Origin of the sequence: Limnohabitans sp. Hippo4 (assembly GCF_003063605.1) — a bacterium.
In the GTDB taxonomy this organism is placed as follows: domain Bacteria; phylum Pseudomonadota; class Gammaproteobacteria; order Burkholderiales; family Burkholderiaceae_C; genus Limnohabitans_A.
In genome coordinates this window covers 792,450-809,873 of sequence record NZ_NESE01000001.1, presented here as the reverse complement: position 1 = coordinate 809,873, position 17,424 = coordinate 792,450, and the positions used below count along the sequence as shown (strand labels likewise).

Annotated in this window: 17 protein-coding genes; 6 read left to right on the top strand and 11 right to left on the bottom strand. The window is 52.6% G+C overall.

What is annotated here, in order from left to right:
• Window positions 1-8: 8 nt before the first annotated feature.
• Entirely contained in the window at window positions 9-311 is a 303-nt protein-coding gene (ureA, locus tag B9Z46_RS03710; protein ID WP_055360138.1) for an urease subunit gamma, read from the bottom strand.
• Window positions 312-648: 337 nt separating this feature from the next.
• Here ureA and urtA point away from each other — a divergent pair, with 337 nt between their 5' ends.
• From urtA to urtE, 5 genes are all read left to right on the top strand, one after another.
• Window positions 649-1,920, top strand: a complete 1,272-nt coding sequence (urtA, locus tag B9Z46_RS03705) for an urea ABC transporter substrate-binding protein (protein ID WP_055361884.1) — start codon at window positions 649-651, stop codon at window positions 1,918-1,920.
• A 72-nt stretch (window positions 1,921-1,992) separates the two neighbouring features.
• Window positions 1,993-3,603, top strand: a complete 1,611-nt coding sequence (urtB, locus tag B9Z46_RS03700) for an urea ABC transporter permease subunit UrtB (protein WP_369907409.1) — start codon at window positions 1,993-1,995, stop codon at window positions 3,601-3,603.
• A 10-nt stretch (window positions 3,604-3,613) separates the two neighbouring features.
• Entirely contained in the window at window positions 3,614-4,723 is a 1,110-nt protein-coding gene (urtC, locus tag B9Z46_RS03695) for an urea ABC transporter permease subunit UrtC (protein WP_369907408.1), read from the top strand.
• A complete protein-coding gene (urtD, locus tag B9Z46_RS03690; RefSeq protein ID WP_108254567.1) occupies window positions 4,720-5,598 on the top strand; it encodes an urea ABC transporter ATP-binding protein UrtD in 879 nt (292 codons plus the stop codon). Before urtC ends, urtD begins: the two co-directional genes overlap by 4 nt.
• A gap of 11 nt (window positions 5,599-5,609) precedes the next feature.
• Window positions 5,610-6,317, top strand: coding sequence for an urea ABC transporter ATP-binding subunit UrtE (urtE, locus tag B9Z46_RS03685; RefSeq protein WP_108254566.1), 708 nt, complete (start codon window positions 5,610-5,612; stop codon window positions 6,315-6,317).
• Here urtE and B9Z46_RS03680 read toward each other — a convergent pair.
• From B9Z46_RS03680 to B9Z46_RS03635, 10 genes are all read right to left on the bottom strand, one after another.
• Window positions 6,314-7,144 (bottom strand): urease accessory protein UreD, encoded by an 831-nt coding sequence (locus B9Z46_RS03680; RefSeq protein ID WP_108254565.1) that lies wholly within the window; start codon window positions 7,142-7,144, stop codon window positions 6,314-6,316. The two genes, urtE and B9Z46_RS03680, sit on opposite strands and share 4 nt — an antisense overlap.
• Before the next feature lie 12 nt (window positions 7,145-7,156).
• Window positions 7,157-8,782, bottom strand: a complete 1,626-nt coding sequence (locus B9Z46_RS03675; protein WP_108254564.1) for an ion transporter — start codon at window positions 8,780-8,782, stop codon at window positions 7,157-7,159.
• A gap of 11 nt (window positions 8,783-8,793) precedes the next feature.
• Entirely contained in the window at window positions 8,794-9,363 is a 570-nt protein-coding gene (locus B9Z46_RS03670; RefSeq protein WP_108254563.1) for a hypothetical protein, read from the bottom strand.
• 137 nt (window positions 9,364-9,500) lie between these two features.
• Window positions 9,501-10,268, bottom strand: a complete 768-nt coding sequence (locus B9Z46_RS03665; RefSeq protein WP_055360145.1) for an ABC transporter permease — start codon at window positions 10,266-10,268, stop codon at window positions 9,501-9,503.
• An 11-nt stretch (window positions 10,269-10,279) separates the two neighbouring features.
• On the bottom strand, window positions 10,280-11,098 hold the full coding sequence (locus tag B9Z46_RS03660) for an ABC transporter ATP-binding protein (protein WP_055360146.1): 819 nt from the start codon (window positions 11,096-11,098) through the stop codon (window positions 10,280-10,282).
• Between the two features lie 34 nt (window positions 11,099-11,132).
• Window positions 11,133-12,167 carry an ABC transporter substrate-binding protein gene (locus B9Z46_RS03655; RefSeq protein ID WP_108254562.1) on the bottom strand — a complete coding sequence of 345 codons (1,035 nt, stop codon included), beginning with the start codon at window positions 12,165-12,167 and terminating at the stop codon, window positions 11,133-11,135.
• Window positions 12,168-12,322: 155 nt separating this feature from the next.
• Window positions 12,323-13,597: an ArgE/DapE family deacylase gene (locus tag B9Z46_RS03650; RefSeq protein ID WP_108254561.1), complete on the bottom strand. Its 1,275-nt coding sequence runs from the start codon at window positions 13,595-13,597 to the stop codon at window positions 12,323-12,325.
• A 15-nt stretch (window positions 13,598-13,612) separates the two neighbouring features.
• On the bottom strand, window positions 13,613-15,376 hold the full coding sequence (uraD, locus tag B9Z46_RS03645; RefSeq protein WP_108254560.1) for a 2-oxo-4-hydroxy-4-carboxy-5-ureidoimidazoline decarboxylase: 1,764 nt from the start codon (window positions 15,374-15,376) through the stop codon (window positions 13,613-13,615).
• The gene (gene puuE / locus B9Z46_RS03640) at window positions 15,373-16,329 is read right to left on the bottom strand and encodes an allantoinase PuuE (protein WP_055360150.1); all 957 of its coding nucleotides are present in this window, start codon (window positions 16,327-16,329) and stop codon (window positions 15,373-15,375) included. Before puuE ends, uraD begins: the two co-directional genes overlap by 4 nt.
• The gene (locus tag B9Z46_RS03635; protein ID WP_108254559.1) at window positions 16,326-17,000 is read right to left on the bottom strand and encodes a GntR family transcriptional regulator; all 675 of its coding nucleotides are present in this window, start codon (window positions 16,998-17,000) and stop codon (window positions 16,326-16,328) included. Before B9Z46_RS03635 ends, puuE begins: the two co-directional genes overlap by 4 nt.
• Before the next feature lie 62 nt (window positions 17,001-17,062).
• Between B9Z46_RS03635 and uraH the strand changes: the two genes are divergently transcribed.
• On the top strand, window positions 17,063-17,416 hold the full coding sequence (uraH, locus tag B9Z46_RS03630) for a hydroxyisourate hydrolase (RefSeq protein WP_108254558.1): 354 nt from the start codon (window positions 17,063-17,065) through the stop codon (window positions 17,414-17,416).
• The last annotated feature ends 8 nt before the right edge of the window (window positions 17,417-17,424 follow it).

Genomic DNA, 17,424 nt, shown 5'->3' with positions numbered 1-17,424 from the left:
TGTCGTCCTTAAACAATGGGTTGATGCACGGTCACCAGTTTGGTGCCGTCGGGGAAGGTGGCTTCCACCTGGATGTCGGGGATCATCTCGGCAATGCCGTCCATCACGTCTGCGCGGGTGAGCAGGGTGCGGCCCTCACTCATCAACTGCGCCACAGTTTTGCCATCGCGGGCGCCTTCCATGACGGCGGCGCTGATGTAGGCCACAGCTTCGGGGTAGTTGAGCTTGAGGCCCCGGGCTTTTCGCCTTTCAGCCAGAAGGCCGGCCGTGAATATCAGGAGTTTGTCTTTTTCGCGGGGTGTGAGTTCCATGGTGCACTCTTTAGAAAATCAGATTCAAGCTTAACTCAAGCAACTAGCATGCCCCAAGAAATTCTGAATCCAAGTCTTGCACCGCAACTGTGCGCGAAGTTTTTTGGTGCAATTTGGTTTGCGATGCACAAAATTGGTTCATTCAGGCCGATGTCGCGTGCATGTCGCTGCATGACCTCTAGGCATTAAGTTTAAGAAATTTCACATGATTCATTTTTGTTCCCTCTGAAACCAAGGGAAAACCAATGGGTTGGCACAGCCCTTGCAGAAGGTGACACAGCGTTGCAGTTCTTCGCTTGTTTACCAACCTTCTTTTTCTGATTGGAGTGCTCTTATGTTGAATCGTCGTGGCAATCTCAAAGCCTTGGCCCTGGCTTCTGCGCTTGTGGCAGGTGGCTTGTCTTTCTCAGTACAAGCTCAAACCTCTAACACCATCAAAGTGGGCATCTTGCACAGCTTGTCTGGCACCATGGCCATTTCTGAAACCGTGTTGAAAGACACCGTGTTGATGGCCATCGATGAAATCAACGCCAAAGGCGGTGTGTTGGGTAAGAAATTGGAACCCGTGGTGGTTGACCCTGCTTCTAACTGGCCTTTGTTTGCAGAAAAAACAAAGCAGCTCTTGGGTCAAGACAAAGTGTCTGTCATCTTCGGTTGCTGGACTTCTGTGTCACGTAAATCTGTGTTGCCCGTGGTTGAAGAAATGAACGGCTTGCTGTTTTACCCCGTGCAGTACGAAGGTGAAGAGTTGTCAAAGAATGTGTTCTATACAGGCGCTGCACCTAACCAGCAAGCCATTCCAGCTGTTGACTATTTGATGAGCAAAGACGGCGGCGCTGCCAAGCGTTGGGTCTTGCTTGGCACTGACTATGTGTACCCCCGTACCACCAACAAAATTTTGCGCGCTTACTTGAAGAGCAAAGGCGTGAAAGAGTCTGACATCGACGAAAAATACACGCCCTTCGGTCACTCTGACTACCAAACCATCGTGGCTGATATCAAGAAATTCTCAGCTGGCGGTAAAACAGCCGTGGTGTCCACCATCAACGGTGACTCCAACGTGCCTTTCTACAAAGAATTGGGCAATGCAGGCTTGAAGGCCAAAGACGTGCCTGTGGTTGCATTCTCTGTGGGTGAAGAAGAACTGCGTGGTGTGGACACCAAGCCTTTGGTCGGTCACTTGGCTGCATGGAACTATTTCATGAGCATCAAGAACCCCGCCAACGACGAGTTCACCAAAAAGTGGGCTGCTTACGCCAAGGCTAAAAACATCGCTGGTCACAAAGACAAGCCTTTGACCAATGACCCGATGGAAGCCACCTACATTGGTATCAACATGTGGAAGCAAGCTGTTGAGAAGGCCAAGTCAACTGAAACAGACAAAGTGATTGCTGCCATGGCAGGTCAAACTTTCACAGCGCCAAGTGGCATCACATCCAAGATGGATGAGAAAAACCACCACTTGCACAAGTCTGTGTTCATTGGCGAAATCAAAGCCGACGGCCAGTTCAATGTGGTTTGGAAAACACCAGGTCCTGTGAAAGCCAAGCCATGGAGCCCTTACATTCCTGGCAACGACGTGAAGCCTGACGAACCTGTCAAGAAGTAATTTTTGAAGCTCGTCCTAGAGGAAGGACGGCGTCGTCCTTTCTCTTTTTTTTGAATTTCGCAAAGACGAAACATGATTCGATTTAGAACTTGGCCAGTGATCTTCATCCTGGTTTCATCTTTGGCAATGACCTTCATGGCCAGCCCTGCAAAGGCCATGAGCCTGGCAGAGATGAAAGGATTGGTTGACGGAGAGACCGATCAAAGAATTGAAACCCTGAACAAAGTGGTGGCGCAGGGCGATGAAAACACCTTGGTGTTCCTGCAAGCTTTGGCCGACGATGCGGTCAAAGTTGCAGGCGACAAAATTTGGATTGTGCGAGACAGCTTTGGCGCTGGCAAAGCACTCGATCCACTTACGGGGCAAAAACAAGACTTGCCCGCCGATGCACAAGATGTGGTGAGCAACAACCGCTTTCGCGGCGAAATTGAAACGGCATTGGCTGCGCTGAAATTATTCAGTGCAGACACCGCCATGCGTCAGCAGGCTATCAAGGCCTTGCTCAAAGAACCTGATGCCAGCAAGTTGCCTATGCTGAACAAAGCATTAGCACAAGAGCAAGACGCTTCCCTCAAAAACCTTTTACAACTTGCCAAAGCGGCAGCCCAATTGGGCGATACCGACGCGGCTGTTCGCTTGACTTCAGCGCAGCGTTTGGCTGAGAGTCAAACGCCCGATACGCAACTTCTGTTGAATCAACGCTTGGCTGAAGAGACCGATGCTCAAGTGAAAGCACAGCTTCGCAAATCACTCACAGCCATTGAAGGTGCCCTGAAAAACGGTGAACGCCTGGGTGCGCTATTCACTGGCGCTAGCTTGGGTTCTATTCTTTTGCTGGTGGCCTTGGGCTTGGCCATCACCTATGGTTTGATGGGCGTGATCAACATGGCCCACGGCGAGCTGATGATGATTGGCGCCTACGCCACCTATGTGGTGCAAGTGCTTTTCCGTCAGTATTTGCCGGGTTACTTTGATGCCTACCTGTTACTGGCTGTGCCTTTGTCTTTCTTGGCATCTGCTTTGGTGGGTGCATTTTTAGAGCGCACCGTTTTGCGTCATCTGTATGGCCGGCCTTTGGAGTCTCTATTGGCCACATGGGGCATCAGTTTGATTTTGATGCAGGCGGTACGCTCTTTGTTCGGCGCGCAAAACGTGGGTGTCGAAAACCCCGCTTGGATGAGTGGCGGCATTCAAGTCTTGTCCAATTTGACATTGCCCTACAACCGCTTGGTGATCATTGCTTTTGCTGCGGCTGTGCTGCTGGCCATGTCTTTGGTGATTGGCAAAACACGTTTAGGTCTGTTTGTTCGCGGTGTCACGCAAAACCGTCCCATGGCGTCCTGCATGGGCGTGAACACGGCGCGCATTGACACGTATGCGTTTGCCTTGGGATCGGGTATTGCTGGCCTGGCGGGCTGTGCCCTCAGTCAAGTGGGTAATGTGGGGCCTGACTTAGGACAGAACTACATCGTCGATGCCTTCATGGTGGTGGTGTTGGGCGGTGTGGGGCAACTGGCTGGCACTGTGTATGCAGCCCTTGGCTTGGGCTTGGTCAACAAGCTCTTGGAAGGTGTGACAGGTGCCGTGCTGGCCAAAATTTGTGTCCTCGTGTTCATCATCATCTTCATCCAAAAACGCCCGCAAGGAATTTTTGCCATGAAGGGTCGGAGTGCAGAGGCTTGAGATGACAAACTTGAATACTTCAAAAATTGAATTGCCGGGTCGTGAACCTTTGTTCACGGGCAAAGGCTGGACAGCCTTCTGGGTGGCATTGTTGTTTGTTTGCCTGTGCGTTCCCTTGATGAACCTGGTCGTGCCACAGGGTCACTGGTTGCATTTCAGCGATTACGCTGTCAGCCTTGTTGGCAAAATCATGTGCTACGCCATTTGCGCTTTGGCCATGGATTTGATCTGGGGTTACACCGGCATTTTGTCTTTGGGCCACGGATTGTTTTTCGCCATTGGCGGCTATGCCATGGGCATGTACCTCATGCGCCAGATTGGCACCGATGGCAATTACAAAAGCAACTTGCCCGACTTCATGGTGTTCTTAGATTGGAAAGAGTTGCCGTGGCATTGGATGTTGTCGGACAGCTTTGTGGCCACACTCTTGTTGATCGTTTTGGTGCCTGCGGTGGTATCGGGCGTGTTTGGTTACTTTGCCTTCCGCTCGCGCATCAAAGGGGTGTACTTTTCCATCATCACGCAGGCCATGACCTTTGCGGCCATGCTTTTGTTCTTCCGCAATGAAACCGGTTTTGGTGGCAACAATGGCTTTACCGATTTCAAACGGATTTTGGATTTGCCTTTGGCCACACCCAACATGCGCATGATTTTGTTTGTGTTGACCGGCATCACCTTGCTCGGCTTTTTCTTGATGGCCCGGTGGCTCATTCGCAGCAAATTTGGACGCGTTTTGCAAGCCATTCGTGATGCGGAGTCCCGTGTCATGTTCTCTGGCTATTCACCCTTGCCCTACAAGCTCAGCATCTGGGTGATCTCTGCTGTCATGTGCGGTGTCGCGGGTGCCTTGTATGTGCCCCAAGTGGGCATCATCAATCCGGGTGAGATGAGCCCTGCCAATTCGATCGAAATTGCCGTGTGGGCTGCAGTGGGTGGCCGTGGCAGTCTGATTGGTCCCGTGGTGGGTGCGTTCTTGGTCAACGGTGCCAAAAGTTGGCTGACAGTCACTGCACCAGAGTTTTGGTTGTATTTCTTAGGCGCTTTGTTCATTGCCGTGACCTTGTTCTTGCCACAGGGTGTGGTGGGCTTGGTGCAGCGATTGAAAGGAGGCCGTTCATGACCCCTGACCTCATGAAACAAGGCGCGCAGCGTGCCGCTGCGCATGCCCCAGAAGCCTATTCTTCGACAGCCACTGAATCGGGCGGACGCGATGCCAGCTATGGTCGCATTCACACGCCTGGGGAAGTGGACGTGTCGCACGGTCGCATTTTGTATTTGGAAGACGTCAGCGTCAGCTTCGATGGTTTCAAAGCCATCAACAAATTGTCATTGGACATTGCCCCTGGTGAGTTGCGCTGCATCATTGGCCCCAATGGCGCTGGCAAAACCACCATGATGGACATCATCACGGGTAAAACGCGCCCAGATGAAGGTCAAGTGTTCTTTGGCAGCACCATCGACTTGCTGCGCCACAACGAACCCGAGATTGCGCAATTGGGAATTGGTCGTAAATTCCAAAAGCCCACCGTGTTTGAGCAACTCAGCGTTTTCGAAAACTTGGAGCTGGCGCTCAAAACACCCAAGGGTGTGAAAGCGTCCATGTTCTTCAAGTTGGACTCGATGCAATCAGACCGATTGGCGGAGGTCTTGCACACCATTCATTTGGCCGACAGTGTGTTGACGCAAGCGGGCAATCTAAGTCACGGTCAGAAACAGTGGCTCGAGATTGGCATGTTGCTGATGCAAGACCCCAAGCTCTTGTTGTTGGACGAACCCGTGGCCGGCATGACCGATCACGAAACCGAAAGAACTGCCGAGTTGTTCTTGACCTTGAAAGGCAAGCATTCTTTGATGGTGGTGGAGCACGACATGGGCTTCATCAAAACGATCTCTGACATCGTCACTGTGTTGTGCGATGGTTCTGTGCTGGCACAAGGCACCCTGGACCAAGTGCAAGCGGACGAGCGTGTGATTGAAGTTTATTTGGGCCGTTGAGGCGAGGTGATATGAATTTAACGGTCAATAACATTCAGCAGTACTACGGTGGTTCGCACATCTTGCGCGATGTGAGTTTGGAAGCCAAACAGGGCGAAGTGACAGTGTTGCTAGGGCGCAATGGCGTCGGTAAAACCACGTTGCTCAAGTCCTTGATGGGTGTGGTGCCCATCAAAAGTGGCGCGGTGGTTTTAGGTGGGCAAGACCTCACCAAGGCGACGCCCTACGAGCGCGCTCATGCGGGTGTGGGGTATGTGCCGCAAGGCCGCGAGATCTTTGCACGGCTGACGGTTGAAGAAAACCTCATGATGGGTCTGGCCACACAGCCTGGTGGCACGCCCATTCCCGCGGAATTGTTTGAACTATTTCCTGTCTTGAAACAAATGCTGCACCGCCGTGGCGGTGACCTGTCGGGCGGACAGCAACAGCAGTTGGCCATTGCGCGCGCTTTGGCCGCCAAGCCCAAGTTGCTGATTTTGGATGAGCCCACAGAAGGCATTCAGCCCAGCATCATTAAGGACATTGGCCGCGTGATTCGAAAGCTGGCGGATGAAGGCATGCAGGGTCAGCGCATGGCCGTGTTGCTGTGCGAGCAGTACTACGACTTTGCCGAAGAACTGGCCGATGCTTACTTGGTCATGGAACGCGGCGAAGTGATTGCCAGAGGCCCGGGCCATGAAATGCAGGCCAAGGGCATTCGACAGTTGGTGGCCATTTAAACGCTCCAAATTCTGGGCGGCACGCTGGGCAGGTTCCACAGGGTGTGGCGCCAAGTTGCCCAGACTTGCTTCAGCAAATCCATGGTGGGTTCTACCAAAGGCGACATGACACGCAGCACAAGGACCTGCGGGTGAGCACAGGTGATGCCTGCCTGCAGTTTCAAGGGGTGAGCCTCTATCACCAGCCGTGCGGCCTCTAAGGCGCGTTCTGCGCGTTCAGCGGCAATGGGCGATCCACACGCAAAGACCAAGTTGGCCAAACATTTTTGTCCGGCCAAACCCAGTGGGCTGTTGAGCCATCGCGCATCGGTGCCTTGAATGTTGCCACGTTCCAACCAAACCCCTGGAATTTCCAGGTGCTGTTGAAAATGGCCTTGCTTGAAAGCTTGGTCCGAGGTGGGCAGACCCAGTGCGGTCACATCCCATGTGATTAATTCAGCGCCTGGCGCCAAGTTGAATACAGCTCGGTTGGTGCCTTCGCAGTCGTTGTAGGCAATGGCCTCTAAGGGCAACCATTCAAGCCGTGCTTGATCGGCGACATGGGCAACAACTTGTTGCAAGGCCGGATGGCCGCCTGATTTGTAAAACCGTGTGGCGCCTGGCGTGCTGACCAAACCATGGGCACCAGAAGCAACAGAGATTTGAATGTCGATGGTGTCACCGCCAACCAAACCCCCGGGTGGGTGTACCAAGACGTTGTGGCAAATGGCGTCGCCTTCGGGGTAAAGGCTTTTGAGGATGCGCAGCGGACCCTGATGCGAATGTCTGGCAACGGTGCGCTGTGAATCGAGTGTGTAATCCAATTGGAGTTCAGCGCGCCATGCCATACATGCTTGTCTTCAGGTGGGTGGTGCTTCTTGACGGTTGATCAAGCGCCACAGTTGTTTATCGGAAGAGGTCAAGCGGTCAGGCTTGTCCAAGGTTTCGTTGAGTTGTTCTTGGTCGGCCAGCAAATTCAGTTGCCTGATTTGACCCAGCAGATATTTGAAGTGCTCAATGGTGTGTTCGGGATTCGATGCTATTTTATGCAAAGGCAAGATCGACACGTCGTCCATCAACTCACGTTCTTTTTTGGCTTTGTCGACCAAGCGCCGCAAATCGTCATCGGTCAGGTGAAGACGCTTGCTTTCTGATTTGATGAATTCCGCTTCTTCTTCATCAATGTGCCCATCTGCAAGCATTTCGTAGATGGTGTTGACGAGCGCTTCGCGATCTGACTTCAGTTGGTCGGCAAAAGCTGCTGACAGCAAGGCCGCCGGGATGGCAAAAATACCAATACCGATCAGCGCCAGCACAATGGTCATGGCGCGCCCAGCGGGCGTTACAGGTGATATGTCACCGTAACCCACCGAAGCCAATGTGATCACAGCCCAATAGATGGATTGGGGAATGTTTTCAAATTTTTCAGGTTGCGCTTCGTGCTCAAAGAGATAACCCAAGCTGGCAGTCATGACAACCAGAAGCAACATGATGAATGCAGATGCCGCCATCACGGGCCATTCCCGTGCCACAACCTTTGACAATGATTGAGTGGCCCCTGTGTAGCGTGTCAATTTGAGCAGTCGCAGCAGTCGGAAAACTCGCATGAATCGCAAGTCGAACAAATGGTGCAAAAACACTTCAAGAAAGAAGGGTGCGATGGCCAAAAGGTCGATGATGGATGATGTTGACTTGGCCAGCTTCAAACGGCCGGCTACGGCTTTTTGATAACCCGGTTCTTCCACGCAACAATACAAGCGCAAAAGATACTCCATGGTGAACACGCTCACCGCAATAGCATCCAAAATCAGAAATTCAAGGTTCAGCAGGTAGTGAATGCTGTGCACAGATTCCAAAACCACAGCAATCACGGAAATCACCACCCAAATGACAATGAAGGTGTCAAATATGTGGTGCAACTCACCACCGAATTCACTGGGGAATACCAACGCATGGACTTTTTGGCGGAAGGTTCTGCCTTGGTTGGCTTTTCTGAACTCTTTGACGGCGGGAATTAAAACTCGGAAAAGTTTCAAAATTCGCAGCAAGCGCAGGAACCGCAAGAAGCGCAAATCGATCGAGACGAAGGCTTGCAAGAAGAAGGGCAGAATGGCAATGAGGTCAATCAGCGCAAAAGGACTGCTGACGTATCGCAGACGGGAAAAGCGATGCTTTTTAAATTCGTCGTCTTCTGGCGCCAAATAAAGCCGAAGAATGTATTCGATGGAGAAGACGATGACGGATGCTACGTCGAAGTAATGAAACCAAAATTGATTGGGTTCATAAATGGCAGGGATATGTTCGAACACCAGTGCGAACAAATTGGCCACAATCAGCAAGCCAATCCAATGTTCGATGGTTTTTTGGTAGTTGCCTTCAATGTGAGGGTCTAACAGCCATGCATATAGCCATTTTCGAAATGGCAGGTCACTCGAAATTTCTGCTTCGTGCTTCAGCAGTTGGGCTTCAATGTTTTTGATTTCCATGTTGAAACCTCTTAAAACTCAAACTCGTCAACTTTGATGGGATAACCACCTTTGTCACATACTGTGACTTTGAGGGCTATCTTCGTATCGATGGCGTCAATGTCCACCAATTGGGATGCAACTGTGGGTACTGCTGAACCTGGCGGTGTGGGCACTATTTTTTCTAAACTGATGTTGCCTATGGTGCTTCTGTCTTTCGGATCGCACTTTGCAATGAAGGTCAAAGATTCACCAGTGAAGGCATTCTTAAGAACCTTGATTTCTTTCACATTCTCGAGAATGTCGTTGTAACAATCGCCCCAGCGACGTCGTTCCATGGCACTGGCCGCACAACTTTCGATGGCAAAGTCTTCTTGCATTCGGGGTTCGCTGTTGTCCTTGAGCCATTTCACCCAAGCTTCGCCATTTTGTTTGGTGATTTCATTCTTGTTGCCCTCTTCATGCGACAACACGCCCACCCAAGCCACGCAAACTAAGGCGAATGCCAAGAGAAGCAAGAACAGAATGTCCCAGATATTGGGGGTGCCCGGGTCAACGATTGCCGGCCTGGCCTGATCTTGATGCTCGTCTGTTGTGGTCATGAAAGAAACTCCCTGCTGCAAGGACGCGTTAAGACCAAGCCGAACTGGCTTGGCGTTTTAACGGTGCATCGTAGGGAATCGGCTCGAAAGGTCAAGCCTTTAGAGCCGATCTGAAAATAAGGCCGAAAGCTTTGGCTTTATTCGTTGTGTGAGCCGCGGTGAGCCCATCCGGTGGTGTGCTTCTCAATGTAACTAAAAAGCTCGTACATCACCATGGCCATGGCGCCCACCACCACCAAACCCGAGAAGGCCAAGCCCATTTGCATGGCAGAACCTGCTGAGATCAGTAGATACCCGATGCCTTCGTTGGCCGCTGTCATTTCGGAAACCGTGGTGCCCACAAAGGCCAATGTGATGGCCACCTTCAAGGAGCCATAGAAGTAAGGCATGGAGCGGGGCAGGCCTACTTTGACCAAGACGTCCCAACGTTTGGCGCCCAACACGCGGAGCACGTCTTCGAGTTCAGGCTCAAGGGTGGCCAAGCCGGTGGCGATGTTGACCATGATGGGGAAGAAGCTGATCAAGAAGGCTGTGAGGATGGCGGGGCCAATGCCAATGCCAAACCAAACCACCAGGATGGGCACGAAGGCTGCCTTGGGCAATGCATTGAAGGCGGTCATGAGCGGGTAGACCGCAGCATAGGCCAAACGCGAGCTGCCAATGACAAAGCCCAACAAGACGCCCACCACGATGGCAATGCCAAAGCCCGCCATGGTGACCCAATAGGTGCGCCATGCATGGGCGGCAATCACATCACGGAACTCGATGGTTTGCTGCGCAATGCGGTAGGGGCTGGGGAAAATGAATTCCGAGACGTTGAAGAAACTGCAGAGGCCTTGCCAAATGAGCAGCGTGAGCACCAACAAAATCCAGGGTGCAGATGTTTCGAGCGTTTTCTTGTTCACAAATCACCTGCTTATTGGTTGATGACCGCACCGGCTTTGCGAATGGCACCAATGTGCCCTCGCAAATCGTGAACGATGCTGGTGAATTCAGGGGTGTACGTCACTTCTAAATCGCGTGGACGTGGCAAATCAATTTCTCGCTTGACCACAAAACGTCCTGGACTTTTGCTCATCACGTAAACGGTGTCAGCCAAGAAGACCGACTCGCGCAAATCGTGGGTGACCAAAATCACGTTGAATTTTTGTTCGGTCCAAAGATCGCGCAAGATGCACCACAACTCTTCGCGTGTGAAGGCGTCGAGGGCACCAAAGGGCTCGTCGAGCAGCAGCATCTTGGGCTCATGAATCAAAGCGCGGCAGATGCTGGCGCGTTGTTGCATGCCGCCCGACAGTTGCCAAGGAAACTTATCTTCGTAACCCGCCAAGCCAACGGTTTGTAGCAACTTGCGAGCGCGCTCGACAAACTCTGGCTTGCGTTGTTTGAATTGCGAGCGATAAGGCTCCACAATTTCCAGAGGCAACAAGACGTTGTCGAGGGTGGTTCGCCAAGGCAGCAAAGAAGGCGCCTGAAAAGCCATGCCGCTGATTTTCAAGGGGCCTGTGACGGGCTGGCCGTCCACCATGATTTGCCCCTTGCTGGGTTTTTTCAAACCCGTGGTGAGCTTCATGAAGGTGGACTTGCCGCAGCCCGATGGACCCACAATGGCAATGAATTCGCCTTGTTTGACTTGCAAATTGATGTCTTCAACTGCAAAGTGATTTTGGGCCAACAACTCGTCGTTGTAGGCCAACCAAACATTTTGAAAATCAACGAAATTGGGAGTGCTCAAAACAGGCCGCCTTGTTCAATCAGGAGATCAGAATTTACTTCTTGGGCTTAGGCAAGATGTCGAGTTCTTTGGCGCTAGGCAAGAAAGAACCATTCCACACATCGTCTGCCTTGATGCGGGTTTTGGTATTGAAGGCATCAGAAACTTGGGAGGCCATCAAAGCCAAACGTGGGCCCTTGACTTGACCAAAACCTTCTTCGCGGGCAGAGGGGCTATTGATGACGGTGTCGATGGCCAACTGCAAACGGCGAGTTTCCAATTCCACGTTGATGATGCCGTCACGTGCTTTGACATCCGCAATGGCGGCTGCAGGGTTGGCAATCACGTCTTTCGCACCTTTGGTGAAAGCAGACAAGAAGGCCTTCACAGCGGCTGGATTTTCTTTCAAGATTTTGGGGGAGGCAATGATCACGTTGCCGTAGAGCTTCACGCCGAAATCGGGGTATTGCATGACCACCACATCATCGGCCTTCACACCGCGTGCTTCGATGTTGAGCAAAGAGGTGAAGGTGAAGCCTGTGATGGCATCGACATCGCCGCGAACCAACATGGTTTCACGCAATGGGGGGTCCATGGCTGTCCATGCCACGTTGCCAATGTTGTTGGCTTTTTGGAAGATGGGGAATGCACGGCGTCCTGCATCAAACACAGGTGCGCCCAATTTCTTGCCAGCCAAATCGGCGGGTGTTTTGATGCCAGATTTTTTCAGCGCCATGACAGAAGCAGGCGTGTTGTTGTAGACCATCATGATGGCCACAGGCTTGTTGGGCACGTCGGGGTTGTTGGCGTGGAATTCCATCAGCGCGGCCAAGTCGGCAAAGCCAATGTCGTAGCTACCAGAGGCCACACGTGTCACCGCACCGCCAGAACCGTTGCCTGCGTCAACTGTGACATCCAATTTCGCATCTTTGAAATAACCCTTGGCGACGGGTGTCAAGAAAAAGGCCGCAGGACCTTCGAAGCGCCAGTCCAATTGGAACTTGATGGGCGTTGTTTGAGCTTGGGCCAAGCCCAATGTGCAGGCAGCCAACAAGGCTGCAGTAGTTTTAAGCAAGAAACGTTTTTTCATGAAAGCTCCAAAAGGGTATGACAAAAGATTGCAAAACAACAAGCAATATCAATGCCATTATGAGGGGGGTTCGAAGGGCGTTTGTGTTTCAAACTGTATACGATTTTTGACGTAAATCGGTTAAAAAGTTGTCGCAAACGCCCTAAGTTGGTTCTTCAGCCCTGAAGCAAGTCCAAAAGGGTGCGTGAGATCACTTTGGTTGCTTTGCGCAAATCTTCCAAATTCAGGCGCTCGTCGGCGCGTTTGGCGTGGGATTCCAGCACGGTTCGGGGGCCTGCACCGTAGATCACGCCAGGAATGCCTTTTTCCACGTACAAGCGCACGTCGGTGTAGAGGGGGGTACCCATGGCAGGAATGGGTTCACCAAAGATGTCGCTTCCATGTTGTTGGATGGCCTGGACCAAAGGCGCATTGCCTGCCAGCGGCTTCATGGCGTACGCCATGAGCAAGCGTTTGATGTCGATGCGGACTTGCGCATCTTGAGCGCGGCCTTGGTTGAATTCCGTTACAGCTTGCGCAATCACATCGCGAATGTTGGCTTCCACCTCTTGAGGGTTTTCTTCTGGAATCATGCGGCGGTCGAGTTTGAAGCTGACCGTGCCGGGCACCACATTGGTATTGGTGCCGCCTTCAATGCGGCCCACATTCAAGTAGGGGTGGTTGATGCCTTCAACTTTGGAGGTGATCTGTTGGTAGCGTTTGTTTTGCGCGTAGAGCTTGTTCAGAATGTGAACCGCCGCTTGCAAAGCATCCACGCCTGTTTCCGGAATGGCTGCGTGAGCCATCTTGCCGTGAACCGTCACTTCCATTTGCAAGCAGCCATTGTGGGCCGTGACCACTTGATAGCTGAAACCAGCCGCAATCATCAAATCAGGTTTTGTGACGCCCTTGTCTAGCAACCAACCTGGGCCTTTTTCACCACCAAATTCTTCGTCGTAAGTGAAGTGCAATTCCACATTGCCCTTGAGTGCCAACTGCTGTTGATCGCGCAAGGCTTCAACCGCGCGAAGTGCGTAGGTGAAGGTAGAGAAGTCGCATTTGCTGACTGCAGTGGCGCGGCCATACATGTGGCCATTTTCAATTTCAGCACCGTAGGGAGGATGGGTCCATCCTTCACCGGGAGGCACCACATCGCCGTGTGCATTCAGAGCAATGGTTTTGCCGCCTGCACCAAAGGGTCTGCGAACAATCAGGTTGGTGAGTGAGGTTAAACCGTAGGCTTTGACCTCTGCTTCAGGGACTGGAAATTGCTCAGCCACATAACCCAAGCTTTTCAAGAGTTCGGTGGTCTTGGCTGCATGCGGTGCATTGTTGCCAGGCGGTGTGTCTGTGGGCACTTGAACCAAGGCTTGCAGAAATTTCACTTGCTCATCAAAGTGGGCATCGATCCATTGATCGAGTTGAGCGTATTGTTGGGTGGAGGCAGTCATGTGATTTTGAAAATGTTAAGCGAGGTGGTGCAGGACATGGGCAAAGGCATCGATGCACAACTGCATGTCATCTGTGGTGGTGGATTCCAGAGGGTTGTGGCTGATGCCGCTGTTTTCGCCGCGCACGAACAACATGGCTTGGGGCATCACCTCATGCAACTTCATGGCGTCGTGGCCGGCACCGCTTGGCATCACAAACAAGGGCACGCCCAAGTCTTTCAGCGCATTCTCCCAACGCTTTTGCCATTCGGGTGCGCTAGGTGCGGCCGGGGCACGCAAGGTTGCTTCGCGTTTGCAGACCAAACCGCGACGTTCGCAAATGTCGTCCAAGGCTTGCAAGACATCGCGTTCAAGCGCGTCCCGTTGTGGGTCGGTGGGCGCGCGCATGTCCATCGAGAAAAGGCATTTGCCAGGCACCACGTTGATCGAGCCATTGGGCACTTGGAGTTGGCCAATCGTGGCAACCGAGTCACCATCTTGAGCGGCGCGCTTTTCCATGAACAGCGCCAGTTCAGCAACCGCTGCGGCCGCATCTCGGCGGCGGTCCATGGGGGTGGTGCCTGCATGGCTGGCAGTGCCTATCATTTCGCACAAATAGCGCACGCTGCCATTGATGGAGCTGACCACGCCCAAGGGCAAGTTCATCTCGTTCAGCACAGGGCCTTGCTCAATGTGAACTTCGATGAAGCCTAGGTAATCTGCTGGATTGCGTTGAATTTTGGGAATGTCGTGTTCATTCAAACCTGCTTGCTTCATGGCCTCTCGCATGGACACGCCATCGACGTCCATTTGGTCCAGCCAAGCGGGGTTGAATTGACCCACCAAGGCGCCCGAGCCCAAGAAGGTGGCCTTGTAGCGTTGGCCTTCTTCTTCTGCAAAGGCCACCACTTCAATGCCAAATTTCAGACGAGATTTTGTTGAAGCTAATTTCTTGACGCAGGCAATCGGCACATAAATGCCCAATCTGCCATCGTATTTGCCGCCGTTGCGCACGGTGTCGTAATGGCTGCCTGTGAGCAAGTACTTGGCGCCATCTTGTGCAGGGTGATAACGCCCCACCACGTTGCCCACTGCGTCCACATACACCTCATCAAAACCCGCAGATTTCATGGTGCTCTGAATGCTGGCGCTACAAGCCAGGTGGGCCTGGGTGAGGTAAGTCACGGTCAGTTGGCCGTTCTCTTTGAAACCTGGGTCGCTGTGCTGTGCCAATGCTTCGTGCCAGTCCCACACTTCATCGCCTTGGTCAGGGTGACAGCCGGTTTTGTCGTTCAAGCGAATTTCAACAATGCGGTGAATGTTGCGCAAGCACTCGGCCAATTCAAAATCGGGATGGCCGTGCAGGCGACGCTCAAAGCTAGCGATGATTTGGTGTTTGTTCAACCCGACACCACGAGGGCCTCGCACCGCCAAAATGAAAGGCCAGCCAAATTTTTGCTTGTAGGCCGCATTCAGTTTGTGAATTTTTTCAAACTCTTCTGCGGTGCATTCCGTCAAGCCTGCCTTGGTTTGTTCGTTGGTAGATTCCGCAGTCAGTTCTTTGCGCACCATGGCCTTGCCAGCCAGTTCGGGGTGAGCGCGGATCAACCCAATTTGGGCTTCGCGACCGGCATCGCTGAGCACCTGTGCCATGCAATGTTTCAGATGGGCCCAAGAAGCGAAGGGTCGCATTTTGAGCGCGCCTTCCGCAATCCAGGGCGAGTGCTCGTACAAACCGTCAAGCAGCTGCAAAGCTTCTTCGGTGGAGGCTTTGTTGAGTTGTTCTAATTGAAGCGTCATGGTGTGTAGGGGTGGGTTGTTTTCCAATGACGCGCAATGTCCAGGCGTCGGCATACCCACACATGGTCATGGGCTTGAATGTGATCCAAAAATCGTTGCAAAGCGGTGATGCGACCTGGACGGCCCAAGAGCCTGCAATGCATGCCAATGCTCATCATCTTGGGGCGGTTCAAACCTTGAGGATCGCCTTCTTTGTAGAGCGCATCAAACGTGTCTTTCATGTACTGAAAGAAGGGGTCTGCATGTGAATAACCTTGGGGCAATGCAAAGCGCATGTCGTTGCAGTCCAAGGTGTAGGGCACGATCAATTGCGGTGCAACTTGGCCATCGCTTTTTTCAACCTTCATCCAAAAGGGCAGGTCGTCACCGTAGTAATCGCTGTCGTATTCAAAGCCGCCGTAGTCGGCTACCAAGCGTCGCGTGCGGGGGCTGTCGCGGCCGGTGTACCAACCCAGCGGACGCTCTCCGCTGAGCTTTTGCAAAATGTCCATGGCCTCGGCCATGTGCGCACGTTCAGTGGCCTCGTCAATGTTTTGGTAGTGAATCCATTTCAAGCCATGACAAGCAATGTCGTAGCCCAATTCTTGAAAAGCTGCCAACACGTCGGGGTGTTTTTGCAGCGCAGTGGCAACACCGAAAACCGTGAGAGGCAGTTTGCGTTTTTCAAATTCACGCAACAAGCGCCAGACACCGGCTCGCGAGCCGTATTCGTAAATGCCTTCCATGCTGATGTGGCGCTCTGGAAAACTGGCAGGGTTGAACATTTCTGACAAAAATTGTTCGGAGCCTGCATCGCCGTGCAACACAGAGTTTTCGCCACCTTCTTCGTAATTCAAAACGAACTGCACGGCAATGCGCGCTTGACCAGGCCACTGTGCGTGGGGTGGTGTGCGGCCGTAACCTTGAAGATCGCGCGGGTAGGGCGCCGTAGAGTCGTAAGCGGAATAGGTCATGACAGGGCCAGCGAAATGTCGTGGGTGGGAATTTTTTTGTCGAAGCTGAGGCTGTTCTCAACAAAAATCAAATGTTCTTCCATGAGCTTTGCAGACAGCTCCACATCTTTTTTGGCCATGGCTTCCACGATGGCTTCGTGTTCGTGTGCGGAGTGCTGTGCGGCATTCAGCGATTGGTACATCAGTGTGATCAGCGCACAGCGAGAAATGAGTTCGCCCAGAATTTGCGCCAACACATGGTTGCCCATGAGTTCGGCAATGCGCACGTGAAAATCGCCCAGCAATTCGGTGCGGCCGTGCACATCCTCTTGCGCCACAGCTTCTTTCTCTTGTTTGGTGTGGGCCTTCAGGGCGCGAATTTTGGCCGGCGTGATGTCGCGCACAAATTCGCGCGTCATTTGAATCTCCAGCATTCTGCGAACCGCAAACACTTGTTTGGCTTCGTCGGCGGACGGGGCGGCCACAAAAGCGCCGCGCGCTGGCTCCATGCGAATGAGGCGATTTTGGGACAGCTGGAACAGGGCTTGGCGCACCAAGGTTCGGGACACCCCAAAATGGGTGGCCAGTTTTTGCTCAGCCAATTTGGAGCCTGGCATCAGGCGATGCTCGACAATGGCTTTGGTCAGCGCACTGACAATGGCGTGGGTCGATGAGGTTTCCATGAAAGTCATGATAGCTTCAAAAGCCAAAAGTGTATACACTTTCAGTCGACAAGTTTTAGGAAAGACACATCATGGGTTTGAGTACACACGTTTTAGACACCATGCACGGCTGCCCCGCAGCAGGCATGCAGGTCAGCCTCTACACCACCGAGGGCCAATTTGCCACCTTGGTCAAGACCTTTCACCTGAATGCCGATGGCCGCAATCCAGACGGGCCCCTGTACGACAACGCCAGTTTGCAAAAGGGCACCTACCGCTTGGTGTTTGATGTGGCCGCCTATTTCAAGGCCAAGGGTGTTCAGCTGCCTGAACCGTCCTTTTTGAACCTGGTGACGCTCGATTTTGGGGTGGCCCATGTGGCTGAGCACTACCACGTGCCCCTTTTGGTCAGCCCTTGGAGTTACTCGACCTACCGCGGCTCTTAAATCGCAAT

Coding starts and splice junctions, on each gene's coding strand:
- ureA (WP_055360138.1), bottom strand. CDS start 311: ATGGAACTCACACCCCGCGAAAAAGACAAACTCCTGATATTCACGGCC.
- urtB (WP_369907409.1), top strand. CDS start 1,993: ATGATTCGATTTAGAACTTGGCCAGTGATCTTCATCCTGGTTTCATCT.
- urtD (WP_108254567.1), top strand. CDS start 4,720: ATGACCCCTGACCTCATGAAACAAGGCGCGCAGCGTGCCGCTGCGCAT.
- urtE (WP_108254566.1), top strand. CDS start 5,610: ATGAATTTAACGGTCAATAACATTCAGCAGTACTACGGTGGTTCGCAC.
- B9Z46_RS03680 (WP_108254565.1), bottom strand. CDS start 7,144: ATGGCATGGCGCGCTGAACTCCAATTGGATTACACACTCGATTCACAG.
- B9Z46_RS03675 (WP_108254564.1), bottom strand. CDS start 8,782: ATGGAAATCAAAAACATTGAAGCCCAACTGCTGAAGCACGAAGCAGAA.
- B9Z46_RS03670 (WP_108254563.1), bottom strand. CDS start 9,363: ATGACCACAACAGACGAGCATCAAGATCAGGCCAGGCCGGCAATCGTT.
- B9Z46_RS03655 (WP_108254562.1), bottom strand. CDS start 12,167: ATGAAAAAACGTTTCTTGCTTAAAACTACTGCAGCCTTGTTGGCTGCC.
- B9Z46_RS03650 (WP_108254561.1), bottom strand. CDS start 13,597: ATGACTGCCTCCACCCAACAATACGCTCAACTCGATCAATGGATCGAT.
- uraD (WP_108254560.1), bottom strand. CDS start 15,376: ATGACGCTTCAATTAGAACAACTCAACAAAGCCTCCACCGAAGAAGCT.
- puuE (WP_055360150.1), bottom strand. CDS start 16,329: ATGACCTATTCCGCTTACGACTCTACGGCGCCCTACCCGCGCGATCTT.
- B9Z46_RS03635 (WP_108254559.1), bottom strand. CDS start 17,000: ATGACTTTCATGGAAACCTCATCGACCCACGCCATTGTCAGTGCGCTG.
- uraH (WP_108254558.1), top strand. CDS start 17,063: ATGGGTTTGAGTACACACGTTTTAGACACCATGCACGGCTGCCCCGCA.